Annotated in this window: 26 protein-coding genes and 1 tRNA gene; 11 read left to right on the forward strand and 16 right to left on the reverse strand. The window is 38.8% G+C overall.

The window, feature by feature from the left end:
* Window positions 1–51 precede the first annotated feature (51 nt).
* The 4 genes from ABXG83_RS05660 to ABXG83_RS05675 all read right to left on the reverse strand — a co-directional run bounded on the left by ABXG83_RS05660 (window position 52) and on the right by ABXG83_RS05675 (window position 3,468).
* Entirely contained in the window at window positions 52–1,470 is a 1,419-nt protein-coding gene (locus ABXG83_RS05660; protein WP_353550513.1) for an HD domain-containing protein, read from the reverse strand.
* 20 nt (window positions 1,471–1,490) lie between these two features.
* Complete coding sequence (locus ABXG83_RS05665) at window positions 1,491–2,489, reverse strand: glycosyltransferase family 9 protein (protein ID WP_353550514.1); 999 nt, start codon at window positions 2,487–2,489, stop codon at window positions 1,491–1,493.
* 37 nt (window positions 2,490–2,526) lie between these two features.
* Complete coding sequence (locus ABXG83_RS05670) at window positions 2,527–2,742, reverse strand: hypothetical protein (protein ID WP_353550515.1); 216 nt, start codon at window positions 2,740–2,742, stop codon at window positions 2,527–2,529.
* Between the two features lie 153 nt (window positions 2,743–2,895).
* Entirely contained in the window at window positions 2,896–3,468 is a 573-nt protein-coding gene (locus ABXG83_RS05675) for an L-threonylcarbamoyladenylate synthase (protein ID WP_353550516.1), read from the reverse strand.
* Between the two features lie 88 nt (window positions 3,469–3,556).
* On the opposite strand from ABXG83_RS05675, the gene ABXG83_RS05680 reads away from it, so the two are divergent.
* From ABXG83_RS05680 to ABXG83_RS05705, 6 genes are all read left to right on the forward strand, one after another.
* Window positions 3,557–4,369 (forward strand): 2,3,4,5-tetrahydropyridine-2,6-dicarboxylate N-succinyltransferase, encoded by an 813-nt coding sequence (locus ABXG83_RS05680; protein ID WP_353550517.1) that lies wholly within the window; start codon window positions 3,557–3,559, stop codon window positions 4,367–4,369.
* A 10-nt stretch (window positions 4,370–4,379) separates the two neighbouring features.
* The gene (locus tag ABXG83_RS05685; RefSeq protein WP_353550518.1) at window positions 4,380–5,351 is read left to right on the forward strand and encodes a DMT family transporter; all 972 of its coding nucleotides are present in this window, start codon (window positions 4,380–4,382) and stop codon (window positions 5,349–5,351) included.
* Between the two features lie 111 nt (window positions 5,352–5,462).
* Window positions 5,463–6,221 carry a hypothetical protein gene (locus ABXG83_RS05690; RefSeq protein WP_353550519.1) on the forward strand — a complete coding sequence of 253 codons (759 nt, stop codon included), beginning with the start codon at window positions 5,463–5,465 and terminating at the stop codon, window positions 6,219–6,221.
* A gap of 17 nt (window positions 6,222–6,238) precedes the next feature.
* A complete protein-coding gene (locus ABXG83_RS05695; protein ID WP_353550520.1) occupies window positions 6,239–6,598 on the forward strand; it encodes a DUF4288 domain-containing protein in 360 nt (119 codons plus the stop codon).
* Window positions 6,599–6,601: 3 nt separating this feature from the next.
* A complete protein-coding gene (locus ABXG83_RS05700; protein WP_353550521.1) occupies window positions 6,602–7,663 on the forward strand; it encodes a histidine kinase in 1,062 nt (353 codons plus the stop codon).
* Window positions 7,644–8,381, forward strand: coding sequence for a response regulator (locus tag ABXG83_RS05705; protein WP_353550522.1), 738 nt, complete (start codon window positions 7,644–7,646; stop codon window positions 8,379–8,381). The genes ABXG83_RS05700 and ABXG83_RS05705 overlap by 20 nt, the downstream gene beginning before the upstream one ends.
* A gap of 8 nt (window positions 8,382–8,389) precedes the next feature.
* Here ABXG83_RS05705 and ABXG83_RS05710 read toward each other — a convergent pair whose 3' ends face one another.
* The 6 genes from ABXG83_RS05710 to ABXG83_RS05735 form a co-directional block, all read right to left on the reverse strand.
* Entirely contained in the window at window positions 8,390–8,809 is a 420-nt protein-coding gene (locus tag ABXG83_RS05710) for a response regulator (protein ID WP_353550523.1), read from the reverse strand.
* A 275-nt stretch (window positions 8,810–9,084) separates the two neighbouring features.
* Window positions 9,085–9,711: a response regulator transcription factor gene (locus tag ABXG83_RS05715; protein ID WP_353550524.1), complete on the reverse strand. Its 627-nt coding sequence runs from the start codon at window positions 9,709–9,711 to the stop codon at window positions 9,085–9,087.
* Between the two features lie 595 nt (window positions 9,712–10,306).
* Complete coding sequence (locus ABXG83_RS05720; RefSeq protein WP_353550525.1) at window positions 10,307–10,711, reverse strand: response regulator; 405 nt, start codon at window positions 10,709–10,711, stop codon at window positions 10,307–10,309.
* A complete protein-coding gene (locus ABXG83_RS05725; protein WP_353550526.1) occupies window positions 10,704–12,947 on the reverse strand; it encodes an ABC transporter substrate-binding protein in 2,244 nt (747 codons plus the stop codon). The genes ABXG83_RS05720 and ABXG83_RS05725 overlap by 8 nt, the downstream gene beginning before the upstream one ends.
* 285 nt (window positions 12,948–13,232) lie before the next feature.
* A tRNA-Leu gene (locus ABXG83_RS05730) sits at window positions 13,233–13,316 on the reverse strand.
* Between the two features lie 87 nt (window positions 13,317–13,403).
* Window positions 13,404–14,387, reverse strand: coding sequence for an acyl transferase (locus tag ABXG83_RS05735; RefSeq protein ID WP_353550527.1), 984 nt, complete (start codon window positions 14,385–14,387; stop codon window positions 13,404–13,406).
* 28 nt (window positions 14,388–14,415) lie between these two features.
* Here ABXG83_RS05735 and ABXG83_RS05740 point away from each other — a divergent pair, with 28 nt between their 5' ends.
* From ABXG83_RS05740 to ABXG83_RS05760, 5 genes are all read left to right on the forward strand, one after another.
* The gene (locus ABXG83_RS05740; RefSeq protein WP_353550528.1) at window positions 14,416–14,874 is read left to right on the forward strand and encodes a hypothetical protein; all 459 of its coding nucleotides are present in this window, start codon (window positions 14,416–14,418) and stop codon (window positions 14,872–14,874) included.
* Between the two features lie 35 nt (window positions 14,875–14,909).
* On the forward strand, window positions 14,910–15,830 hold the full coding sequence (locus tag ABXG83_RS05745) for a hypothetical protein (protein WP_353550529.1): 921 nt from the start codon (window positions 14,910–14,912) through the stop codon (window positions 15,828–15,830).
* Between the two features lie 31 nt (window positions 15,831–15,861).
* Entirely contained in the window at window positions 15,862–16,983 is a 1,122-nt protein-coding gene (locus ABXG83_RS05750) for a M42 family metallopeptidase (RefSeq protein ID WP_353550530.1), read from the forward strand.
* A gap of 80 nt (window positions 16,984–17,063) precedes the next feature.
* Window positions 17,064–17,909, forward strand: coding sequence for a GMP synthase (locus ABXG83_RS05755; RefSeq protein WP_353550531.1), 846 nt, complete (start codon window positions 17,064–17,066; stop codon window positions 17,907–17,909).
* Window positions 17,910–17,984: 75 nt separating this feature from the next.
* Window positions 17,985–19,184, forward strand: a complete 1,200-nt coding sequence (locus tag ABXG83_RS05760; protein ID WP_353550532.1) for a hypothetical protein — start codon at window positions 17,985–17,987, stop codon at window positions 19,182–19,184.
* Between the two features lie 2 nt (window positions 19,185–19,186).
* Here the strand turns inward: ABXG83_RS05760 and ABXG83_RS05765 are convergent, their stop codons facing one another.
* The 6 genes from ABXG83_RS05765 to ABXG83_RS05790 all read right to left on the reverse strand — a co-directional run bounded on the left by ABXG83_RS05765 (window position 19,187) and on the right by ABXG83_RS05790 (window position 24,641).
* On the reverse strand, window positions 19,187–20,737 hold the full coding sequence (locus ABXG83_RS05765) for a hypothetical protein (protein ID WP_353550533.1): 1,551 nt from the start codon (window positions 20,735–20,737) through the stop codon (window positions 19,187–19,189).
* 309 nt (window positions 20,738–21,046) lie between these two features.
* A complete protein-coding gene (cmk, locus tag ABXG83_RS05770; protein WP_353550534.1) occupies window positions 21,047–21,727 on the reverse strand; it encodes a (d)CMP kinase in 681 nt (226 codons plus the stop codon).
* A gap of 95 nt (window positions 21,728–21,822) precedes the next feature.
* A complete protein-coding gene (locus tag ABXG83_RS05775) occupies window positions 21,823–22,368 on the reverse strand; it encodes a fasciclin domain-containing protein (RefSeq protein ID WP_353550535.1) in 546 nt (181 codons plus the stop codon).
* A gap of 128 nt (window positions 22,369–22,496) precedes the next feature.
* The gene (locus tag ABXG83_RS05780; protein ID WP_353550536.1) at window positions 22,497–23,066 is read right to left on the reverse strand and encodes a fasciclin domain-containing protein; all 570 of its coding nucleotides are present in this window, start codon (window positions 23,064–23,066) and stop codon (window positions 22,497–22,499) included.
* A 55-nt stretch (window positions 23,067–23,121) separates the two neighbouring features.
* On the reverse strand, window positions 23,122–24,012 hold the full coding sequence (locus ABXG83_RS05785; RefSeq protein WP_353550537.1) for a glycerophosphodiester phosphodiesterase family protein: 891 nt from the start codon (window positions 24,010–24,012) through the stop codon (window positions 23,122–23,124).
* Complete coding sequence (locus ABXG83_RS05790; RefSeq protein ID WP_353550538.1) at window positions 24,009–24,641, reverse strand: FMN-binding negative transcriptional regulator; 633 nt, start codon at window positions 24,639–24,641, stop codon at window positions 24,009–24,011. Before ABXG83_RS05790 ends, ABXG83_RS05785 begins: the two co-directional genes overlap by 4 nt.
* Window positions 24,642–24,693 lie beyond the last annotated feature (52 nt).

Raw genomic sequence — 24,693 nt, forward strand, 5'->3', positions numbered from 1 at the left:
TAATAATGGATAACAACCGTATTGCTGTTATCAGAAATGCTAAAATACAATTTATTCAACGGCTTCCAAGTTCAGCTCCCTACCCTTTTCCAACATAAATTTCCTTGCCGCTTCATATTCATTGGGGATCAGGCCATCCAATATGGCTTCGCGGATAGCATCTTTGATGATGCCTACTTGTCTGCCCGGGGTTAATCCAAATGTTGCCATGATCATTTCCCCGGTGATCGGTGGCTGCCAATTTCTGATTCGATCCGCATCCTCTACTTCCAACAGTCGCTCTTTCACCAGTTCGAAATTTTGAAGATACCTTTTTACCTTATGCTTGTTCTTACTGGTAATATCAGCCGAACATAACATCATCAATGCATCGATATCTTCACCGGCATCGAAGAGTAATCTTCGCACAGCACTATCCGTGATATTTTCTTTTGTAAGACTTATCGGTCTCAGATGAAGCAGTACGAGCTTCTGCACTTGCTTCATCTTTTCATTTAAAGGCAATTTCAATTTTGTAAAGATCTTAGGAACCATTCTGGCACCTACCACTTCATGTCCATGAAACGTGAAGCCATGACCTTCTTCAAATCTTTTTGTTGCGGGCTTGCCGATATCATGCAAAAGAGCTGCCCATCGTAACCAAAGATCATCGGTTGATGCAGCCATATTATCCAATACCTGTAGTGTATGATAAAAATTATCCTTATGCCCCAAGCCATCAATATATTCTGCTCCATGCAGATCCACCATTTGAGGAAAGATCTTATGCAGCAAACCGGTTTTGAATAAGAGATCCCATCCTACTGAAGGTTTTTCACAAAGCATGATCTTATTCAGTTCATCTGTGATCCGCTCTTGGGATACAATACTGATCCGATGCACATTTGATGAGATGGCGGCCAATGTTTCAGGCACGATCGTATAGTTAAGTTGTGCCGCAAACCGAATAGCCCTCATCATACGCAAAGGGTCATCACTAAATGTTTGAGATGGTTCTAATGGAGTGATGATCTTTTTTTCTTGGATGGCCTGAATACCGTTGAACGGATCGATGAGTGAACCATAATCATGATCATTCAAACTAATAGCCATCGCATTGATGGTAAAATCACGTCTGTTTTGATCGTCTTCAATAGTTCCGGGTGCCACTTCAGGTTTACGACTGTTTTGCGCATAACTTTCTTTACGTGCACCTACAAACTCAATTTCCAAGTCTTCGATCTTGATCTGTGCCGTTCCGAAATTTTTGAAGAAAGAAACATAGGGTTTAGGGTGGAATGATTCTGCCACTTTATGAGCCAGGGTGATCCCATCTCCGATACAAACAATATCAATATCCTTGGTAGCCCTGCCAATGATCTTATCACGCACAAACCCACCGATCAGGTAACAGGGCATATTCAGTGACGCCGCTGCTTTTCCTATCTGCTGAAAAATAAGTGCTTCTTTATCGGTACAAACAATATCCATGCGCTGCAAAGGTAATTTGTTTATAAAGAAGTGAGGCTATTCAATAACTGTTCTGTTTGGATCGTACGGGCACATTTGAAATGTTTTTCCGGACAAACCGCATGACCATGTAAGCCACAAGGCCTGCAGGTAAGCTTTTCCGCACTCTGCACCACAATACTTTTATCAGAAAGTGGTCCATAACCAAATGCGGGTATGGTTGAACAATAAACGGCTGTTACAGGTGCGTTCATAGCAGAAGCGAAATGCATTGGTGCTGAATCATTGACATAATTCATCATTGCATTTTTCATCAATGCCGCTGATTCAAGAAAAGATAGTTGTCCACTAAGATCGATCGCTTTATCTCCCGACGCTACTCGTATCTGATCACAAAGGATCTTATCACCGGGTGCACCCAATAGATAAATAGTATAATTAGTAGGTAGTTGTTTGATCAATTGCACCCATTGGTCTGCAGGATATTGTTTCGTGAACCAAACCGATGCAGGGGCTATACAGATATAAGGACACTGTTGATAAGGTTGTACTTTCTCAAAAGCTTCTTTCGTTGGGTACAATACCGGCTTGGCAGCACTGTTATCTGTTAAAGAACGAATGAGTGCATGATTGCGTTGTATTTCATGTACCGCATCTCCTTCCCCTGAAAATTGATGCGGAATAACATCTGTGAAGAAAAGACGAAACGGATTCTTATCAAATCCGATCTTTTTGTCTGCGCCGGAAAAAGCAGTCAGAAATCCTGTAGCGAAATAACGTTGCACATTGATCACCAGATCATATTTTCTTTGGCGTATACTTCTTAATAATTGAAAGAGGTGTCGGTATTTCGACGATCGTTTATTCCAGATCAATACATTATGTAAAAAAGGATGTCCATCAAAAAGTGATTCATTGCCTTTTCGTACGGCGATATCCAATTCAGCATCAGGATAATGTTGATGAATTTTTTCTAAGAGACCAGTGGCAAGTACCACATCACCAATAAAAGCAGTTTGAATGACCAGAATGCGCTGCATGGCACAAAGCTAATACAAAGGAACTTGTATCGATTCTTTACTCGTATTCGAGTTCATTACTGAAGAACTCCCAATCAAATAGTAGATAGGTAGAAATGAGCTGTCTAAACCCTCTTCTTTTTCTTCTTGCTGAAACGGTAGTTCGATTGAATTTGTCGGAGCTAATGGCATGGCGCTCTAGCCCCAAATTGAGGATGGCCTGCAGAAAAGGCTGCATTTTCTCATTAGGAACATCAAGTATTACACGTGCCATAGTTTATTTGCTTACTTTAAGTTTGTACTTTATTACAAGAAAAGCAATTAAAAGTTCAACAAACTTTTTGCCGAAAATCAGCGAAAACAGGCTAAAACGCTCAATTACAGCTAATTAACAATTTTTGAGACTTTCACACAGGTTTATGCACAATTAGGACCGAATGATGATCAATTCGCCATTTTTATCCCATCGAACTACTGAAGAGGGCTTATAATAGTTATCGTCTGCCTGTCTGTAACGAACCACATAATCGACACCTTCTTTGATCAATGGATCAATGTCTTGAAAGGATCTGGGCGCCGGGTATCCGGAAAGATTGGCTGAAGTACTGACAATTGGCTTCCTGAAACGTTTGATCAGGTGTTTACAAAATGAATCTGTTGTAATGCGTATAGCAACCGATCTGTCTTCTGCTAATAGTTGATCAGCAAGCCCAACACCCCCTTCATAAACGACTGTAATCGGCTTACTCACCCCTTTGATATAGTCAAATACCTGTAGATCGGGCTGTGTTACATATTGAAGGATCTCTCTTTCATCTGCCATCAATACTACCATCGGTTTATGATCAGGACGTTGTTTCAAACGATAGATCTTTTCAACAGCCAATTCATTGGTAGCATCACATCCAATTCCCCAAATGGTATCAGTGGGATAAAGGATAAGTCCTCCTTTATCCAAAATATCCAGGCAGGCATCAATATCGTTTTGAAACGGAAGCATTGTCATTGCAATGTACAAATTGTGCCCAATATGATTTTCAAGTCTCATACTTTCTTATGAACCTGTATGTTTGCAAAAATTTTAGGTAATGGAACTGAAAAAACTCATTGAAGAAGCCTGGTCAAACAGGGAGTTGTTACAAAACAATACATATAGTGATGCGGTTAGAGCAGTAATTGAAGAGGTAGATAAAGGGAGATTAAGAGTAGCATCTCCTGAAGAAGATAAATGGGTCGTGAATGAATGGGTGAAGCAAGCCATCCTTATGTATTTCGGTATCCAACAAATGCAAACATGGACTCTTCCTCCATTTGAGTTTTATGATAAAATGTTGCTGAAAAGCAATTATAAAGAATTAGGTGTGAGAGCTGTTCCGCATGCTGTTGCACGTTATGGTGCATATGTGGCGCGTAATGTGGTATTGATGCCAAGCTATGTCAATATTGGTGCATATGTAGATGAAGGTTCAATGGTGGATACCTGGGCCACCGTTGGAAGTTGCGCACAGATCGGTAAAGGTGTACACTTAAGTGGAGGTGTGGGTATTGGTGGTGTATTGGAACCGTTACAGGCTAGCCCGGTGATCATAGAAGATGGTTGTTTTATTGGCAGCAGATGTATTGTAGTAGAAGGTGTGATCGTTGAGAAAGAAGCTGTGTTAGGCGCAAATGTTGTGCTGACTCAATCTACTAAGATCATTGATGTAAGTGGTCCGGAACCTATTGAGTACAAAGGAAGAGTACCTGCCAGAAGTGTGGTGATTCCCGGAAGTTATACCAAGAAATTCAATGCCGGAGAATATCAGGTAAGCTGCGCTCTTATCATCGGACAACGCAAAGCCAGCACAGATCTGAAAACTAGTCTGAATGATGCATTGAGAGATTTTAATGTGAGTGTTTAGTTCATAGACCATGGTCCATGGACTATGGACCATGGTCTTCTTAACTACGCGAGTGAATAATCAAATTCAAAAAATAAACACCCTCGGTTTCCTCATCACCATTAGTGGTGCTATCTTCTTTTCAACCAAGGCCATTTTTGTGAAGCTGGCTTTTCAGGATACAAGAGTAGATGCCGTGACACTATTGTGTTTACGGATGTTTTTTTCTCTTCCTTTTTATATTGGCGCAGCCTGGATTGTTCATCGAAAAGAAGGCATTGTAAAACTTACCAGAAAACAATGGATATGGGTACTAACCATGGGAATATTGGGTTACTACCTAAGCAGTCTATTTGATTTCATAGGGCTGCAATATGTATCCGCTGGATTGGAACGATTGATCCTTTTTCTATATCCCACATTTGCTGTCTTGATCAATACTTTTTATTTCAAAACAAGATTAAGTCGTATACAATTATTGGCATTGGTATTGACTTATATCGGTATTGGAACTGCGTATTGGGGCGAGATCAGATTGGCACAGTATGGCCCTCAGTTTTTCTTCGGATCATTCATGATCTTTTTATGCGCAGTTACATACTCATTGTATCTCGTGGGTACAGGCAGACTTGTAAACGCTGTTGGTGCCACCAGATATACTGCATATGCCATGCTCGCCGCTACACTTGGCATTTTCATCCATTTTATAGTTGTAACCCCTATCAGCAGTATTGAAATGACTTCTTCATTAGCTGGATATGGAATTGCACTAGCGATTGTTGCTACTGTTTTACCATCATTCATGATGAGTGTCGGGATGAAAAAAATTGGTAGTAATAATGTAGCCATAATAACAAGTATCGGCCCCGTGTCTACGATCCTCCAGGCTCACTTTTTCCTGGGCGAAAACATCATACCGGAACAAATAATAGGAACTGCTCTTGTCATTATTGGAGTGATATTGATCGGATGGCAATCAAAAATTGCTACAGAACCTAGCTGATCTTTTTTTACCGACATTTTTCCGCCACTTACCGCCCCCTTGCTTCATATTACCTATTTCCACTTTTAACCGGATCATAACAGCATTAGTTTCGTGCTAAATATGAATGTTATGAAAAATAATGGTTACGATATCAGAAACTATAATGACCGATTTTTTACAGGTGTTGTACTGATACTAGTAGGTGGAACCATCCTTTTAAAACGATTAGGAGTTCCAATTCCCGGTTGGTTGTATGATTGGTCAGCGATCATGATCCTGATCGGTTTGATCTCAGGTATTAAAGTCCGATTCAAAGGTGTGTCATGGATCATTTTTACCGCTATCGGTGTATTTTTTATGCTCGACGAACTCGTAAAAGACATGAATATTCGTCCATTCATCTGGCCTGCCCTCATCATTGGCATTGGACTTATTTTCTTATTCAGACCAAAAAGAAAAACCATCAATATTCAAGATGCAGAGGAAGGGATACCACCGGTTGTAACAGAAATAAAACCTTATGATACTGAAATAAATGTGGCGACAGATGACTATATAGACAGTACATCCGTTTTTGGTGAGGTAAAGAAAATGGTCACTTCAAAAAGTTTCAAAGGAGGAGAGATCGTATGTTTTATGGGAGGTTCCCAGATCAATCTGTCACAGGCAGACATACATGGCCCTGTATTTTTAGAAGTGACCATCGTATTCGGAGGAACCAAATTGGTCGTACCACCGAATTGGGAAGTGAGATCAGAATCGGTAGCTGTTTTTGCCGGTATTGAAGACAAAAGAAACTTATTACCCGGTAGCAGATTTGATCCCAATAAAGTACTGATCATAAAAGGAACCTCGGTATTTGGTGGTATTGAGATCAAAAGTTTTTAATCTAACCTGCTTTCATCATGGAATGGTATCTAGCCAAACTTGTCTATCGCTTTCAACCCAACACAATCAATGGCACTGTTCATTTTGAGGAACAGATCAGACTTGTTGAGGCGGAAGATGATTTACATGCTTTTCATAAAGCCCAACAAATAGGTACGCAGGAAGAATGCCATTTAGAAGATGACTCCACCGGCAATATTCATTGGCACTTTATTGATGTAACAGAACTCTTAAAACTCCAACAAATGATGGATGGCGCTGAAGTACTTTCACAATCTTACAAAACAACTGAGCCGGAAGTATATCAGAAAAATATCAGGTTAAAAGCAGGATATTTGTTAGCAAACTGTACCGAACAATTCCTTCAATCAAGATAATCCATGGTCACATCCATCACAAAAGGACGAAGTTTTTATCTGGCTTTTACTTCCTGGTGGGTTGTATGGACCATCATTCATATATGGGTTTTGGATGAATACCAGATCCCTTTATTATCGGCGTTTACTGATGCATTCATTTCGAATTTTCTATTGGCTTCGTTCTGTTTGTTGGTCGTAAACAATATGCAATACTATCTCCCACGAAAAGAAAGGTATTGGTATATCCTGATCGTGAGCCTTGTATTGAGCAGCATGTATCTTTTCATCAGCAGACTGATCCTTCGATTCATTTTCAAGGAAGATGAAGTGTATTTGCTCTTACTGAAACAATCCTTTTATATCAGGTATATCACCGGATTTCTGATGATCGGTTGTATGTCAATGATCAGCTTGTTATGGTATACGCTGAAAGAACAACAGGAAAATGAACAAAGAAAAGAAGAAGCAGAAAAAATTGCAAAAGATGCTGAGTTATTGAAACTCAGACAACAACTACAACCGCATTTTTTATTCAACAGTTTAAACTCAATCAGTGCACTTGCAGGTTCACAACCGGAAAAAGCAAGACATATGATTCAGCAATTATCAGATTTTTTAAGGGGCACATTAAAAAAAGAAGAGCATCAGCTGGTAAGTCTGCACGAAGAAATCCATCATTTACAGCTGTACCTCGATATTGAAAAAGTACGTTTCGGTCATCGCTTGCAAACGATCCTAGAAGTAGATGAAAAAGCATCAAACATGCTGATACCGGTTTTGTTATTACAGCCGGTTGTAGAAAATGCCATCAAATTCGGATTGTATGATACTACAGAAGAAGTATTGATACGGATCAAAGCAGACGCAAGCAATGATCAGTTATTAGAGATCTTGATTCAGAATCCATTTGACCCGTTAACAACGGTTCATACGCATGGAACCGGTTTTGGACTGGCATCTATTGCACGAAGGCTTTACCTGATGTATGCGCGACAAGATCTGATCCGAACTGAGAAACAAGACCAATTATTTTCAACCTATATTTCTATCCCACAATTCCACCATGAAAGTAATCATCATTGACGACGAGCCACTCGCAAGAGGCATTGTTAAAGAATACTTACAAACATATCCTGACCTAGAGGTGGTGCAGGAATGTGGTGATGGTTTTGAAGGTGTAAAAGCCATTCAGCAACATCAACCTGACCTTGTGATATTGGATATTCAGATGCCAAAGATCAATGGCTTTGAGATGTTGGAATTAATTGAAAATCCACCTGCTATTATTTTTGCTACAGCCTTTGAAGAGTTTGCCATCAAAGCATTTGAAACACATGCTGTGGATTATCTGTTAAAGCCATTTAGCAAGGAAAGATTTCAGAAAGCAATTGAAAAATGGAAACAGGCTGAAAATGGACATCAGCAAAGTCAAACCAATGAATTGATCGATGCTGCCGCTATATCACCTCAACAACAAAATCGTATTGTCTTGAAGGATAATGGTAAGATTAAAATTATTCCAACCCAACAAGTACAATATTTTGAAGCAGCAGATGACTATGTAAAGATTCATACTGCAGAAGGCATATTTCTGAAAAATAAAACGATGCAATTTTTCGAGCAAAAAATGGATGCTGGCAATTTTGTGAGGATTCATCGTTCTTATCTGGTCAACATCCACCTGATAAGCAGAATAGAGCCTTATGAAAAAGATGGCCATCTGGCTATTCTTAGCATCGGTATTCGATTACCGGTAAGCAAAAGTGGTTATAGCAAACTAAAAACGGTACTAGGTATCTAATCGGGTACTCAATTAGACCTGTTCTTGAAAGAGTATTTCTCCGCTGTTTCAATGATGATATCAGGGATGCTGGCGAAATCTTTGGCTTTATCTAGAAAGTAGTCAGCGCCGGCTTGCATGCACTCATTTCTGTAGCCTGATAAAGTATTATTGGTGAGTATGACTATGACAGGATCTATGGCTTTGTTTGTACGGATATCTTTCAACATCTGTAAACCATTTTTACCGGGCAGATTGATATCCAGAAAAATTAAGTCGGGATTATATGCTTCAATCCAACCATCTGCTTCTTCAGCACTGGTAGCAGTTCTTACTTCTTGAACCTGCCCCATGCCGGATAACAAATGCTGAACACGCTGCAGAATAAATTCTGAGTCGTCCACCAGTAATATTTTCAGCATTTTCCCTATCATAACGGATACAGACATCTTTCAAAAAAATTTTAAAGAGCTTTGCAGGAAAATACCTGCAAAGCTCATATAGCCTAAGGCTATAAGGTTTTTCCAGGACAATAAGTTAATATCAACCTTTACAGGCGACAGTTTTGGATTTTGATAAGGATAGAGGAATTTTAAAAAGATAATCGGCTACTGGTGGGGGAAAGCTCGATCATACAAAGGACTGGTAATAAATGGTAAGGTCCTATACCATGAATCGTGAAATCTGCGTAGTGATATCACTACAAATCATGCATGGGTTCAGGTTAGACAATATTGTTTTGGATCGCATATTTAACCAGTTCTGCATTGTTATGCAATTTCATTTTGTCCATGATCCTGGCCCGATAAGTACTAATTGTATTTACATTCAGAGACAGTATTTCACCTATCTCGGAAATACTCTTTCCCATTACGATCATTTTAAACACTTCAAATTCGCGGTCAGATAGCTGCTCATGTGGAGCACGCTGGTCTTTTTGTTCCAGAGATCCTGCCAGTACTTCTGCAACTTCACTAGTAATGTATTTACGACCACTGATAATTTGCTGAACAGCTTTAACCAACTCGTAAGGAGCACTTTCTTTTGTAAGATATCCGGATGCACCGGCTTTAATAGCCCTTACTGCATATTGTTCCGGAGTATGCATGCTTAACATCAGCACGGGTGTATTAGGAGCATGCTCTTTGATCTGCTTGAGAATTTCAATACCGGAATATCCCGGCATGCTGATATCAGAAATGATAATATCCCATTTCTCACTAATTGCTTTTTTAAAAAGATCAGCAGAATCAGCAACATCTTGCACTTCAGCTAAAGGCATGGCTTCCATCAGTATCTTTCGCAAACCTTCTCTGATTAAACTATGATCATCTGCAATCAAAATTCTCATTGATATTTCCTTTTCAGTAAGTAATGGTTAAACTATGCATTCAAAAATACACATCTATTCTATCTATACACGGATTATTAAATGGGATTATTGTTTTAACGGACATAATTATTTTAACAACAGCTAATCATATCCGATCAAAAGCGAAAATCAAATGATCCTTCATTCAATATCCGTGAACAGTAATAGTAAATTACTTCTTTTTTAAGAAGAAAAGAAATTTGAAGATGAATGAAAAAAAGAGAGTGGGGCAACTGATTGCCCCACTCTCTGGTCTTTACAACGAGGTATAGGATTAATATGCTAAAGGAAATTGGATCGAAGGAAAAATGTAATAAGAGATTATTACATTTTTTTGGTTTTTTGGATATCGGCGAAACAACTCTTTCGAATCATTTACTATATGCAAGATACATTCGTCTGAGGCGTAGTCATGTGTTTATTTCACTGATTTATCCCGTTAAAAACACCGAATTTTAATCCAAAAATAAATCCGAGATATGGTAAAAATGAACACAAATCATTAATTATTAATTATTTATAAAAAGAATAATGATTATATTCAATAAATAGAGAATTTGAAAATCGAAGAGGATCATTCACAACAGGCAATAATTGCTTTGATCTTGCCTTCATCCAGAGGTTTCGAGAAAATGTCTTTTACGATGCTATAGGTTCTGGCCCGGTCGATATCCTCATAATATACCGAGGAAGTGAACATAATGATATGGATCTTTTCAAATCCGGGTCTTTTGAGTTTCTCAAACTCTGCCAGAAACTCCCAGCCGTCCATGACAGGCATATTAATGTCCAGTAGAATAATATCCGGCAATTCTTCAGGCTGATCAGCCCTGGAACTCAAGAAATTGATGGCTTCTTGTCCGTTCAAGGCCGTATCGATTTTAGGGGAAGGCATGTAGATCCGCAACATTTCCCTGCTCAGAAAGTTGGTTACATCATCATCATCCACCAGCAAAATATGATGAGCAGGTTTACTCATAGGATAACTTTTTTTTCTTCAGGAACACATGAAACATGCTACCCTTATTCACAATACTTTCAACGGCGATCTTACCTTCTAATGCTTCGATCTGATTTTTAATGATATACAATCCCAGACCTTTTCCGTCTTTATTGTCATGAAAACGCTGATATAGTCCAAATATTTTGTTGCCATATTTTTCTAAATCGATTCCCATACCATTATCCTTTACATAAAGTATGACATATTCACCGTCTTCTTCAGTGCTGACAGTAATTTCAGGAGGAACATCAGGTTTACGATACTTGATGGCATTCGTCAATAAATTCAATAAAATACTGTGCAAAACCTTTCGTGAAAACAAAATGGCCGGCGCTTTGGAAAAATCAACATGAATCACAGCTTCCTTCAATCGTATTTCCTCTGAAATCAATTCTACCACTTTTTTCAACTCTTGATCGAAATACAAAACCTCATCTTTTTCTGTCATATTCGCTCGTGAAGACAAGATTTCATTCAGATCATTCAGTGTTGAATGTAATCTTTCTACGCTCATTTCCATTTTTTCAAGAAAGACATGGTTTCGTTCTGATAAATGTTCTTTATCAAACAAACTCAATAAACTAATCAGATTGGCTACAGGTGCTCTTAAATTATGAGAAGTGATGTATGCAAATTGTTGCAACTCTCTGTTACTATGCATCAATTCCTGTGACAACTGCCTTAATTCAATTTCTTTTTGTTTGATATCATCCACATCTAAATGTATCCCCGACAAACGAATGGGCTTACCAGCTTCATCCCGCATACTTGCTTTACTCATGGTAAGTATCCATTTCCATCTCCTATCCTTTGTACGCATTCGAATCATTGCCTGATACACTTCACTCTTGCCTTCCAAATGGTCATTGAGCAGTTTCATCAGGCCTGATTTCTCATTGGGATGTAATAACTGTTCAAAAGTGGAGAATCGATTTGCCAATTCGTTCGGCTGATATCCCAACATCAATTTCCATTGATCATTAAAATAGACATCATCATTTTTGATATTCCAATCCCATATACCAAGTCCGGCAGCTACGGTAGCCATTTCCAATCGTTGTTCACTCATGCGCAATAGTTGTTGTGCATGTGCTCTTTCGGCGATTTCTGCTTCTAGTTGTTGTGTTCTTTTCTTAACCGCTTTGCGAAGAGAAAAACCATACAACACTGATATCAATAATAAAGAAAGAACGATGATCGAGATATAAACTGCATTCCTGAAAAATTTGGAGCTCACTTTCTGGGTACCATCATACAGAAAACCGGTGAGATCAGGCACTTCTTTAATAAGTCCTAACTGTCTGTGAACCTCAATAATATGTCTCCACCTACCATCATTCATATGACCGATCTCAACAAGATCAGGCAATATCAGTTTACGCATGGCTTCTGCTTCAACCAATAAATCATCTTTGGTAACACCTCTTTCCTTGACACCCGGTAATGTGAGAATATAATCGGCTATCTCTCCGGTATGGCTCATGGCATATTCCCATCCTTTGAAACTCGCCTCCGTGAATTTTTTGACGAGTAAGGGTTCTGATTCGGCCAGGTTTTTTTTGGTGAACAACACATCCCCATAAAAATCGATACCATAATTGATCGGAAGTATATAAGAAGGCTCAACACCTAGTTTTCGAAGTTGATTCACCTCTACAGTTGTGTAAGCCGTGATCGCATCTGCTTTATTCTCTATCAGATCTGTATTTTTCCAGCTATGCGATAAGAGCTTTAAAGAATCAGTAGCAATGCCTTCACGAAGAAATACAGCTTTTAATTCGGTCCAACCCTGATCAGGTGATGCCATCAAACGCTTACCGATCAAATCCGAGGGCACATGGATGTCTTTCTCTTTAAGCGATAAAATGGTGTAGGGAGAATGTTGAAAGATCGCACCGAGAGCTACCAATGGTTTTCCGTTTGTATACTCAACCACCAGATCCGAACCTGTGATTCCAAAATCAGCCTTGTTGTTTAATACTTGTGGCACAGGCGCATGGGATGGGTCTCCCGATATCAGTTTTACATTGAGTCCTTGCTCTTTATAAAACCCTTTTTTTTCTGCCGCATAATATCCTGCAAATTGAAACTGATGCCACCACTTTAACTGTACACGAACAGTATCATCTGCTGCGAATAACGGTGAAGCGCTGATCAAAACCAGCAAAAAACCAATAAGACATTTATGATTGTAAAGACGTCCTTCAAACACGTTTATCGAATTACTTACTCAATATACTTTTTTTGTTCCACTTATTTTTATATCCGAAAATAATTTCAATTGTCTGCTTGTGTCCTCAAAATCAGGAATTGAAATTGCAAATTTTGATGCTATGACATCCTGTATCAAGATAGTTTTTAAATAGCACCGTAGGCCTCGTGTATCAAAACAGTTTTAGATTACAGATAAAAGGTACAAGACAATCGCGTCGAACATCAGTGCGGTTGAGCCTAAAATAAAAATGGCTGCTAATTATTTTTAGCGGCCATTTTAAAGTGCCCAGGACTGGATTCGAACCAGCACACCCGTGAAGGCGCTGCGACCTGAACACAGTGCGTCTACCAATTTCGCCACCTGGGCAGGTGTTTATAGCCATCAGGCTATCGTTTCAGGGCTGCAAATATAATAGCAAAGCAGCCTTTCCGCCAAAGTAAATTTTAGAATTATCTAAAGTACCATCAGACTACAACCTCTGATATCACTGTGATCCAATCGTCCCCAAACTTCAAATCGCCCGTCTTCAAATACCCGCCCCACATCTTCGGTTGCAATAAATGAACAACTATACACATTAGCCAAATCGATCAACTGTATCACACCCCTCCCCATTTGTCCTGTTCCCAAAGGATCTTCTTCATCTCTTACCATCACTCTCAACCAAGGCGGACATTCAAAAATGCCCTCTCCTGCTGAATAAGCCTGACTCAGCAATTCAGTCATCCCATATTCAGAATGTATCTGTGCAACCCCTAGCTGTTGGGTAAGAAAAGCATGTACTTCAACCCTCGTCATCTCTTTTCGTCTTCCTTTCATTCCACCCGTTTCCATCACAATGGTATGTTTCAACTGTTGAGGAAATGCAGTTGCGAAATCCAGCAGTGCAAAGGTCACGCCTAGCAAAAGGGTCTTTTGGCCTGCAGCTTCCAGTTCTTTCAATGTATGATCAAGTTCCTCGTGATTGTAGAGATAAAATCCGCTTTTGGGATGTCCGGTCATCCGGATCAATTCTTCCGCCATCATTACCAATGATGAATGTTGTCTTTCAAGATAGGCAGGTAAAAGTGCGAGTATGCACCATTCATCCGGATTTCCATAAAATCTTTCAAAACCTGCGATGAAGCTTTGTCTGTAAAGACTCATATCACGTACCCAATGTCGGCTGTTTTGGGTATTGGTGGTACCACTGCTTTCAAAGAATTGAATGGCATCCCCACCGGTTAATACTTTTTTCTGTTTAAAGAAAGACACAGGCAACGAGGGTATTTGTTCGGGTGTCTTAACGACAGACGGATCTTTACCGATCAATTGACACCACTGATGATATACCGGATTGTGTTGGTACTGAAAACGGAAAATATCCATGCACACTTCATCAAAATGGTCAACAGAAAGAGAGAAAATATTGTTAACATCGAATGGTAATCCGGTCATCTATTGTGATGTTTTAACTAAATTTGATATGAAAGCAGTACGAATGAAGGCAAAATTATTGATAATAAGTACAATTATGCTGGCATTGGCTGCCTGCAAGAAAGATACCTATACCACCAAACCTCAGTTGACCTTTAAAAGTGTGAATGGTACCAGTTTTGGCCCTAACTCGGCCATTATTTTTTCCATTGAATTTACAGACAAGGAAGGGGATATTCAGGACAGCATCTGGGTTCAGAAAGTAACAAGAGTAAGCGGATGTAACAATTTCAGTGACCGTGTAAAAATTCCGTCCTTCACAGCTACCAATAATCTAAAAGGTACTTTCGAGATCGGGTATAGTACCGGCAATGTACCTGGAAGCAATTTTACCGTTATCCCAACCTGCAGCAAGACTGACACTTGTTTTTTCCGTTTTTGGGCCAGTGATATCGCAAAAAATAAAAGTGATACAGTTGTTTCGCCCAATATTATCATCAGAAGATGATCTTGCAGTGATCAACTGCATGGGCTCAATAGATTATGTTGAAAGCGTCTGAAAGATTATTCAATACTTTTTTTTTCGGTAATTATTTCTATGGCATTTGTGCCGTAGCATTATCGATAGAAGCTTCTCTGCAACAAAATCATCCACTCAATCATCCATTATGGTATGTACTGCTATTTGCAGGCACTGTCGTCTATTACACTGTTGCTTATCTACATGAGAAAAAAACTACCAGCATCAATCCAAGAACGATTTGGTATAAACAACATCAGCAATGGATCAAGACATCTCAGCAGATCCTCATTCTTATAGGCTTGTCGGCTGGGATTTATTTACTGATTCAAAATAGATCAGGTCTTCAGTTCATTAATGGATGGCAGCTAATATCCATCTTCTTATTTCCCTTGTTGGCGCTTTGGTATTATAGTGATGCGATTCCTTGGTTTCGCAGATCAAGTTTACGATCCAAAGGATGGATCAAACCTTTTGTGATTGGTTTTATCTGGGCAGGCACGGTTAATACTTATCCGTCCATTCTTTCTGCAATGGAAACCCATAGCAGTTATGAGCCTGACATCTTTCATTTTTTACTATTTCTAAAGAATGGAATGTTCATTGCCATGTTATGTATTCTTTTTGATATAAAAGACTACGCAACGGACTACAATGAGGAACTAAAGACATTTGTGGTACGATTTGGTCTTCGTAAAACACTTTTTTTTATCATTATACCCTTGACCACCATTGGCTTAGGTACATTTCTAACCTATGGTTTCTCACATCATTTTCCGGCGTCTAGGATGATCATCAACACTATCCCATTTATTTTGTTGATAATTGTGACCTACCAGATGCACCGTCGTAAAAGCATTCTCTATTATCTTGCAATCATTGACGGGTTAATGCTGGTGAAAGCTCTTTGTGGTATTTGCGGAAGTTTTATCCACCACTCCTGAACAGAACCAATCATTTTTTAATTGAAGAATTATGGCAAAAGTAAAAACAGTCGCTAAGACAAAGCCCAAATCTATCTTAACAGATAAATCCCTTGATTTTCTGAAAAAATATATCAATACGCCCTCCCCTGTTGGCTTTGAAAGCAGCGGGCAACGCGTTTGGCTCGATTATGTAAAACCTTATACAGACAGTTTCTTTACGGACCCATACGGAACAGCAGTGGGTGTTATCAATCCGACAGCTCCATTCAAAGTTGTGATCGAAGCTCATGCCGATGAGATCAGTTGGTTTGTAAATTATATCAATGACCAGGGTTTGATCTATTTGAAAAGAAATGGTGGCGTAGACCATCAGATCGCACCTGCGATGCGTGTATTCATTCACGGTAAAAAAGGACCGGTAAAAGCCGTTTTCGGATGGCCTGCTATTCACACTCGTTTAAGTAACCCAGATGCCAAAGAACCTCAACCTAAAGTAGATAATCTTTGTCTCGATTGTGGTGCACGCAGTAAAAAAGAAGTAGAAGAACTCGGCATCCATATTGGCGCAGTTGTTACCTATCAGGAAGGATTTGATGAACTCGCGAATGATTTCTTTATCGGACGCGCATTTGATAATCGTATCGGTGGATTTATGATCGCAGAAGTTGCTCGCTTATTACATGAAAACAAAAAGAAACTACCTTTTGGTTTGTATGTAGTGAATGCGGTTCAGGAAGAGATCGGGCTAAGAGGCGCTGAGATGATCGCCAGAAGAATCAAACCGGATATTGCTATTGTAACAGATGTTACACATGATACCAGTACACCTATGATCAGTAAGATCATTGAAGGAGATATTCAATGTGGTAAAGGACCATCATTGGCCTATGCACCTGCGATCCATAACAAACTATTGAAAATCGTGGAGGATGTTGCAGAAAAAAACAAGATACCTGTTCAACTTAGAACACTGAGCAGAAGTACCGGAACAGATACCGATAGCTTTGCCTATGCAAATGATGGCTGTCCATCAGTATTGATCTCAATTCCGTTAAGGTATATGCATACAACAGTTGAGATGTTGCATAAAAATGATATTGAAGAAACGATCAAACTGATGTATCATACCCTTTTAACATTGACACCGAAAACAAACCTGAGTTATCTTTGATCGATGATTTGATGGTCTTTGATTTTTTGATTCAAAACAAATCAAGCAATCAAAGATCAAAAATCAAACTTCCTCCCCCCATGTGGTCTGAAAAAAAACAAATAAGAATAGCGGTACTGGATCTGTATGAAGGCCAGGCCAATCAGGGTATGCGTTGTATCAAAGAAATTGTACATGCCTGGGCTTCAGATAAAGGATTTGAACTTGTCTATCAAGAATTCGATGTCAGACAAAATCTCTCCGTACCCGATACCTCATTCGATATTTATATTTCGAGTGGTGGTCCCGGTTCTCCATTGGAAACAGAAGGCTCTGCATGGGAATCAGCTTATTTCGGTTGGCTGAGTAATGTAGAAGGCTTTAATAAAACGGCTTCGGAAGCTGATAAGAAAAACGTATTCTTTATCTGTCATAGTTTTCAATTGGTATGCAGACATTATGGAATAGGGAATGTTTGTAAAAGAAGATCTACTGCATTCGGTGTATTTCCTGTACACATGCTAGACCCAGGCACAACAGAGCCCGTATTCGATGGATTGAGAGATCCATTTTACTGTGTAGACAGCAGAGATTACCAGGTGATAGAGCCGGATATCAGCAAGCTTACTGCAATGGGAGCCTCCATATTGGCGATCGAAAAGAACAGACCCCATGTACCTTATGAACGTGCTGTGATGGCCATCCGATTCAATGACCATTTTATTGGTACACAGTTTCATCCTGAAGCAGATGCAGTGGGTATGCACATGTATTTAATGCGTGAGGATAAAAAGAAAACTGTTATCGATAACCATGGTGAAGCCAAATGGCAAAGTATGGTTGAACAACTACAAGACCCGGAAAAAATACTTTTTACCTATCATACCATTCTTCCCAACTTTCTGAATTTGTCTGTTCAGGAATCAATCTTATCACAACAAGGTTAAATTAACGTTTATCCCGTTGATTCTCTTTCAGGTATCAAAAGGTTTTTTTACTTTCAAATACCTAATTTCATATGTATGGTATCTACTATCAGACAGGCATTCAATCAACAGTTCACTACCGATAAATACAAAGCTTATCTGGAAGAATTGAATAGCAAGTTTCCTGATGCAATCGAGTTTCGTGTTGCAGAAACACCGGTATTCATTGATCGTGATTTCAAAGACAAAATATTATCTGCCTGTGAACATATTGTAGATGTGATCACTCAATATAATTTTAAAACATTAAGCTATCATGCCATTCCTGCAGATTTAAATGTTCCGAATGAAAACGATCATACTCATTTTATCGCTTTTGATTTTGGTGTTTGCATCAATGAAGCAGGAGAATATGAACCCCAGCTGATTGAAATGCAAGGTTTCCCTACTTTGTTTGGCTACCAGGTCTGGCAGGATGATGTAACCAGAAATCACTTTGCCGTACCCGAAGGATACAGTACTTATCTCAATGGATTTGATCGCACCAGCTATCTATCATTATTGAAAGAGATCATTCTTGGCAACCATAAAGCTGAAAATGTAATATTACTGGAACTACTGCCACATCAGCAAAAAACAAAAATAGATTTTTACTGTACGAGTGAATATACAGGTATACCTGTTGTATGCTTGACTGAGTTACAAAAAGAAGGCAGGCAATTATTCTATCATGATGCAGCAGGTAAAAAGATCAAAGTTCACAGAATCTATAACCGCATCATTTTTGATGATCTGCAACAACAAACTGAAGAACTGCGCAACAAAGGAAAATTGATGCTGGAAGATCTCGATGTAGAATGGGTTCCACATCCGAATTGGTTTTATCGCATCAGTAAATACACACTCCCCTTTATTGACCATCCTTATGTTCCCAAAACAGTGTTCTTGAGTGAACTTAAAGATATCCCGCAGGATCTTGATCAGTATGTATTGAAACCTTTATTCTCCTTTGCGGGTCAGGGAGTAGTGATCGATGTGACGAAAGCCGATATTGATAAGATCACAGATCCGGAAAACTGGATATTACAAAAGAAGGTACAATATGCCGAGGTGATCGAAACACCTGATTCACCGGCTAAAGTAGAGATCCGCATTTTTTATTTTTGGAAAGATGGTGAAAGCAGACCAATTGCTACCAACAATCTGGCTCGTTTAAGTAAAGGCAAGATGATTGGCGTTCGTTACAACAAGGATAAAGAATGGGTCGGTGGAAGTCTGGCTTACTTTCAGCAATAAAACTATCGATGTTTACTCGATAAGTATTTGTCGTGTATGACCTTACTCATGGTCTTTCCATAGACTTTACTTTCAACCCATGAGATCACATCCAAATAAGCAAAGGATCTGGTCTCAAATCGACTCTTTTCATACTGTTTGATCTTTTCCAGAAAAGATCGTAACTCAGTTTTTACCTGTTTGGCAGGTATTTGAAAAGAGTGTCTTAGGAAACGGAACATCTCTTCTTCTACGATGGTTAGATTATCCATCTTTGCCATGAATCGATAAACAGATTTGATCAATGAAGTTTCGATCAACTCTGCATTACCCAACTCATAATGTGCGATCAAATGTAGAAGACGTGCATAACATTGTAAGTCGTTACGTAAATCAACATGATCATTAATGATCCTTCTTAAATAATCAATACAGGTATTATAATCTCCACTACCGAAATAAAGCGAAGCAATCTTATAATTGAACACCAATATGCGATGCTGATCAATATACAATGCATTTGCTGATAGTTGTTTTTCCAGATCAGCTACTAAGGTCAGCCCCTCCTGAAATGTTCCCTGCATCAAATGCTGATTCAGTTTAGCACTATTGATATAGATAAAACTATGGACTCGAAAAATATCATGCTTATTTGCCGTTTCACTTGCTGCAAACAGTTCAAACTTTTTTAGAACAGTACTAAATTCTTTAAAGTTTCTTAGATCAAAATGCGCATTCAGTAAGTTGTGCAACCCTTTAATGTAATGACCTGTTTCAACTTCAATCATAAATGCCTCTTTCTCAAAAAGACTCAGCCATTTTTGACTATACCGATAGTACATCAAAAAATCTTGTCGAATAAAGGCATACCAGCAATAGCTTTGATAGAGATACAATCTTTCATAAAAACCGACAAGCTTATCCGCATGAAGAGGTAATTGATGCTTGAAAAAAGCTTTAATATCTTTTTCATCAGCTTCATTTCTTGCGTGACCATTTTTAACATACCAGCTGTACAATTGCAATGCAAGATTTGATAATTGAGTGATCACTCTCCTTTTCTCGTTCACTACATTGGCTTCGGCTGTTAATTGTTCAGCCCTGTCTTGCATACTTCTGGTAATATGGAGGGTCTCAATCTTTTTTTCGAGAGATATGATCTGAATCAAAAAACTATCCTGATGATATTGATGTGCGAGTTCTTTGGCCCGGTCCAGTATTTTGAGACTTTGATGATACAACCCCTTATTATAAAGAATACGGGCATAATCGATCTGCTCATGCAATTGCATATCAATACTGTCATTACTCTTCAATAGTCTTAAACTGGAAAGTAGTTCACGGTATAAATGATTCTTTAAATTGGCGAGTTGTGGCTTTTCAATACCCGGTATCTTTTTGAGTAGATTTTTTTCATCAAAATCAGATAGCTTTTCTAACGCATCAAACAATTGTATAACCTTAAGATCATCTTTTGCAGAATTACGTTTGATATAAAGTTTAAAATGCCTTTTTTCCGCTTTTTGAAGCGACTTGATCAATTGAAATAAGGGGTCTTGCGAACGGTTGGGCATCATATCATTTTTTACCAAAAAACCAATAAAATCAGGTATTTCAGACCGCCTATATCCTTTTTAAGATAAAAAAGAAACTAAAAACTTGTCTTCATACCACCATAATGGTATTGTACCTTCGGTTAGAAGATTTCTTTCATATAGCAAGACAATCGAAGAGTAACAAACAATCGTAATTAACGCAGTTGCGTTCAAAATATCGGGACTTTCATCCCAAAAGAATTTTCGTATGGCAAGCAATCGTAGAGGTCGTTCCGTTTCCACGGAGGGACCCTTTTTTTGCAATATACTGAAATCAGCCAATATTATTTAAGCATTGATCCTTTCTTTTGCCCAGGCCAATGCTACTTGCAATTGTTCTTCCCTTGTCAGATTACTATTATCCAGAATTACAGCATCGGGGGCCTGTCTGAGTGGACTAAACTCACGGTTGCTATCCATGTAATCCCTCATTTCCAGATTACGCTTTACTTCTTCGATGGTAATGGATGGATTTTTTTCAAAAAGCTCCTTAAACCTTCTCTCGACTCTCACAGCAGGGTCGGCAGTAACGAATATTTTAAGTTCCGCATCCGGAAAAACGGTAGTACCAATATCTCTGCCGTCCATTACAATACCCTTTTTCTTTCCCATTAGTTGCTGTTGTGTAACACCAAACTCTCGCACTTCTTTTAAAGCAGCGACTTCACTAACATGTTCACTTACGACCATTTCACGGATCAGAGACTCCACATTCTCATCATTCAGGTACATATCACTCTGACCTGTTACAGGATTGTATTCAAAGGATAGCGCTATTTCTGAAAGTGCTTTGATCACTTTTTCGGTATCTGCACAATCAATATGCGCTCTGAGGAAATAGAGGGTTATCGCACGATACATCGCACCACTATCTATAAATACATAATTCAGCTCCCTTGCCAATTGTCTGGCCAGTGTACTCTTGCCACAAGATGAATACCCGTCTAATGTTATGATGATTTTCCTCATGAATATGTGTATGCCGCAAAATTGCACCAAAAAACCGATTATTAATAAAAAAGGTCGGCAGTACTGCCGACCTTTTTATTATTAAGCTGCTTCTATTATCCTGGAAGAACAACACTGTCAATTACGTGTATCACTCCATTGCTTTGGTACACATTACTAATGGTTACTTCAGCACTAGATCCTTTTTCATCAGTCAATATCAGCTTTTTACCCTTCATGGAAGCTTTCAATGATCCACCGGAAACCGTTTTCAATACCGCTGTACCCTTTCCTTCTTTGATCAACTGAGCAATTGCTGCAGCATCATACTTACCTGATACCACATGGTATGTCAATATTTTTGTAAGGGTAGATTTATTTTCTGGTTTGATCAACGTCTCAACCGTTCCGGCTGGTAATTTTCCAAAAGCTGCATTGGTAGGTGCAAATACTGTGAATGGTCCCGCACTTTGAAGTGTTTCAACTAATCCTGCGGCTTTTACCGCTGCAACCAATGTGGTATGCTCTTTTGAGTTTACTGCATTTTCAACAATATTTTTGGAAGGATACATAGGTGCACCTCCTACTTCTACTGTTTTTTCCTGAGCCATTACGAACTGCGTACCCAATACGGTACAAAGAATAAAAAGAATTTTTTTCATGATCTGTTGATTTTATTTCTTGATTGATATGTACAGTCTACATACGATGTACGTTACCGATCGGTTTTACAAATCATAAAAAAAGCCTCATTATCTTGAGGCTTTGAGTATTCAGTAAGATGAATATATTATTGAGTAAGTACTTTATCTATGATATGGATAACACCATTGCTCTGTTCCAAATTGGATGTAACTACTGTAGATTGTTTCCCTTTCGCATCGGTCACAATAATTTTTTTCCCTTTTTTAGTTACTTGCAAAACCTCTCCTGATAAGGATGTTAGAGAAACCGGCCCATCAGCTTCTTTGATCATTTTTGTTAATGCGTCCACATCAAATTTGCCGGAGACGATATGACTTTTGATCAAATAACTCAATTTTTTCTTGTCATCATCTGTAGAACCGATATCAGCTTGCATAAACTTCGTAAAAGATTCATTGGATGGCGCAAAAAAAGTATAGGGGCCCTCTTTTTGTAACAGTTCAATCAAATCTGCCGATTGAATTGCCATAACAAGACTTGTATACCCGCCCGAAGAACCCAGATTTTCAATTATATTTTTTTGAGATGACATGTTTAACGCAGCGGAGTTTGCACTATTTCCACCTGCCATGGACATTTCGCGCATGACCACCATTTGCGCATGCACGGTAACTAGACTGAAAAAGGTTAACAGGAAAAAAATTAATTTCTTCATGGCACATTATTTAACATCTAACTTAGGGAGAATTTTACAAAGAGCTGTTGTCTCTTTAAAAAAGATCCGGAAAATCTGAAATAATGCCATCAACACCCAGGTTTCGAAGCTCCTGAATCTTTGTTTTGTCATTGACTGTCCAAGGAATCAACTTAACACCCATATCCTTGCATTGCTTTATGAGCAATGGGGTTACCAGCGAAAAATATGGGCTATAAATTGTAGGCACAAAACCCAGCTCTTTCAATTGGAGTGCAAATGTTTGAGGGTGATTCTCTTCGATCAATAAAGCAGTTTGAATGGATGGATACTTTTGATGTAAGTATTGAAGTGTGCGAATATCAAATGACTGGATCGTGACTTTGTTTTGTATTTGCTTTCGCTCGATCACTTCCATGATAAGGTCTACAAATAATGCCGGTGCTGGATGATATATGCCATCAGTTGCTCGTTGAGACTTTGTTTCAATATTAAATGCGGGTATTGGCTTACCCACTTTTTCGCAATAAGCAGTCACAGAATCGATCATCTCCGCTAATAGTGGTTTGTAAGCAGCTACTTTTTGTTGTTTGGGAAAACGTGAGAAGGGCTTTAATCCAACATCATACTTACGAACAGTTGCATAATCCATCCGATAAATATTCAGCTGTTTTTCTTCTGCAGCAGTCACATAGCTTCCATCAGGTTTAGTAGTAATATCATGACTGAAGAAAGGCTCGTGACTCAATACGACTTGATTATCAGCTGTGATCACCACATCAGTCTCTAGGGTCGTAACACCCAAATCGATCGCTTTCCGCATTGCAGGTATTGTATTTTCAGGCATTAACCCTCTGCATCCGCGATGTCCTTGCTTATCGAATAATTGTGATATGGTTTGACTTTTTTTAGAGGAAAAACAAGAAGTGAACAGAGACAACGATATCAGCAACCAAGCTTTATTCATGATGTAAAGAATTGTTGTTTGCGTTTGCTCATTTCTTCTGCAACTGCTTTCTCTTCCCAATTACCGGAACTGAGTTTCGATACAATATTATCAAAACTTTTTTCATCCCTGTTCTGGCTTAACTTAAAAACAGCATCTGTTTGCAATAATTTAATCTCAAATGCAACGATCGCTTTTGATAGACGACTGATATACTCTTCAGGAAGTTCTTTATACTGTGAAGGCGAAGATGGATTCTGTTCAAAGTGTGCTGTTAGTTCTTCCAGCATTTCAGGCAATGCTTCATCGCCAAGTAAATGCATTTTTCCACGGGCATGAACAGTCATATAATTCCAGGTAGAAGCCTGCTTTGTATTTTCATACCAGCTGGCACTTACATAAGCATGTGGACCAGAAAACAAAACCAATACATGGTCATTTTGCAAAAATGCATGATGATGATCTGTTTGCTTCATAAAATGACCTTGCAAGAAAAAAACACCTGCTCTCTCTTTCACTAAAACCGGAATTTGTGTAGCAACAGGCTCATTAGTTGCCGATACTCCGATCAGAGTAGCAAATGGATGCGCTTTGATGAATGCAATGATTTCATCTTGATTTTTTTCCTGAAAACTGGGAAGATGGTACATACAACAGATCTGATTTAGGTTTCGAACAAAATTATTGCACCTAGATCGTTCA

The sequence above is a fragment of the Sediminibacterium sp. KACHI17 genome (assembly GCF_040362915.1).
Taxonomy (GTDB): Bacteria; Bacteroidota; Bacteroidia; order Chitinophagales; family Chitinophagaceae; genus Sediminibacterium.

Excerpts from the sequence above, each read along its gene's own strand:
- ABXG83_RS05660 (WP_353550513.1), bottom strand. The coding sequence starts at position 1,470 with ATGGATATTGTTTGTACCGATAAAGAAGCACTTATTTTTCAGCAGATA.
- ABXG83_RS05665 (WP_353550514.1), bottom strand. The coding sequence starts at position 2,489 with ATGCAGCGCATTCTGGTCATTCAAACTGCTTTTATTGGTGATGTGGTA.
- ABXG83_RS05670 (WP_353550515.1), bottom strand. The coding sequence starts at position 2,742 with ATGGCACGTGTAATACTTGATGTTCCTAATGAGAAAATGCAGCCTTTT.
- ABXG83_RS05675 (WP_353550516.1), bottom strand. The coding sequence starts at position 3,468 with ATGCTTCCGTTTCAAAACGATATTGATGCCTGCCTGGATATTTTGGAT.
- ABXG83_RS05680 (WP_353550517.1), top strand. The coding sequence starts at position 3,557 with ATGGAACTGAAAAAACTCATTGAAGAAGCCTGGTCAAACAGGGAGTTG.
- ABXG83_RS05685 (WP_353550518.1), top strand. The coding sequence starts at position 4,380 with ATGGTCCATGGACTATGGACCATGGTCTTCTTAACTACGCGAGTGAAT.
- ABXG83_RS05690 (WP_353550519.1), top strand. The coding sequence starts at position 5,463 with ATGAAAAATAATGGTTACGATATCAGAAACTATAATGACCGATTTTTT.
- ABXG83_RS05695 (WP_353550520.1), top strand. The coding sequence starts at position 6,239 with ATGGAATGGTATCTAGCCAAACTTGTCTATCGCTTTCAACCCAACACA.
- ABXG83_RS05700 (WP_353550521.1), top strand. The coding sequence starts at position 6,602 with ATGGTCACATCCATCACAAAAGGACGAAGTTTTTATCTGGCTTTTACT.
- ABXG83_RS05705 (WP_353550522.1), top strand. The coding sequence starts at position 7,644 with ATGAAAGTAATCATCATTGACGACGAGCCACTCGCAAGAGGCATTGTT.
- ABXG83_RS05710 (WP_353550523.1), bottom strand. The coding sequence starts at position 8,809 with ATGTCTGTATCCGTTATGATAGGGAAAATGCTGAAAATATTACTGGTG.
- ABXG83_RS05715 (WP_353550524.1), bottom strand. The coding sequence starts at position 9,711 with ATGAGAATTTTGATTGCAGATGATCATAGTTTAATCAGAGAAGGTTTG.
- ABXG83_RS05720 (WP_353550525.1), bottom strand. The coding sequence starts at position 10,711 with ATGAGTAAACCTGCTCATCATATTTTGCTGGTGGATGATGATGATGTA.
- ABXG83_RS05735 (WP_353550527.1), bottom strand. The coding sequence starts at position 14,387 with ATGACCGGATTACCATTCGATGTTAACAATATTTTCTCTCTTTCTGTT.
- ABXG83_RS05740 (WP_353550528.1), top strand. The coding sequence starts at position 14,416 with ATGAAAGCAGTACGAATGAAGGCAAAATTATTGATAATAAGTACAATT.
- ABXG83_RS05745 (WP_353550529.1), top strand. The coding sequence starts at position 14,910 with ATGTTGAAAGCGTCTGAAAGATTATTCAATACTTTTTTTTTCGGTAAT.
- ABXG83_RS05750 (WP_353550530.1), top strand. The coding sequence starts at position 15,862 with ATGGCAAAAGTAAAAACAGTCGCTAAGACAAAGCCCAAATCTATCTTA.
- ABXG83_RS05755 (WP_353550531.1), top strand. The coding sequence starts at position 17,064 with ATGTGGTCTGAAAAAAAACAAATAAGAATAGCGGTACTGGATCTGTAT.
- ABXG83_RS05760 (WP_353550532.1), top strand. The coding sequence starts at position 17,985 with ATGGTATCTACTATCAGACAGGCATTCAATCAACAGTTCACTACCGAT.
- ABXG83_RS05765 (WP_353550533.1), bottom strand. The coding sequence starts at position 20,737 with ATGCCCAACCGTTCGCAAGACCCCTTATTTCAATTGATCAAGTCGCTT.
- cmk (WP_353550534.1), bottom strand. The coding sequence starts at position 21,727 with ATGAGGAAAATCATCATAACATTAGACGGGTATTCATCTTGTGGCAAG.
- ABXG83_RS05775 (WP_353550535.1), bottom strand. The coding sequence starts at position 22,368 with ATGAAAAAAATTCTTTTTATTCTTTGTACCGTATTGGGTACGCAGTTC.
- ABXG83_RS05780 (WP_353550536.1), bottom strand. The coding sequence starts at position 23,066 with ATGAAGAAATTAATTTTTTTCCTGTTAACCTTTTTCAGTCTAGTTACC.
- ABXG83_RS05785 (WP_353550537.1), bottom strand. The coding sequence starts at position 24,012 with ATGAATAAAGCTTGGTTGCTGATATCGTTGTCTCTGTTCACTTCTTGT.
- ABXG83_RS05790 (WP_353550538.1), bottom strand. The coding sequence starts at position 24,641 with ATGTACCATCTTCCCAGTTTTCAGGAAAAAAATCAAGATGAAATCATT.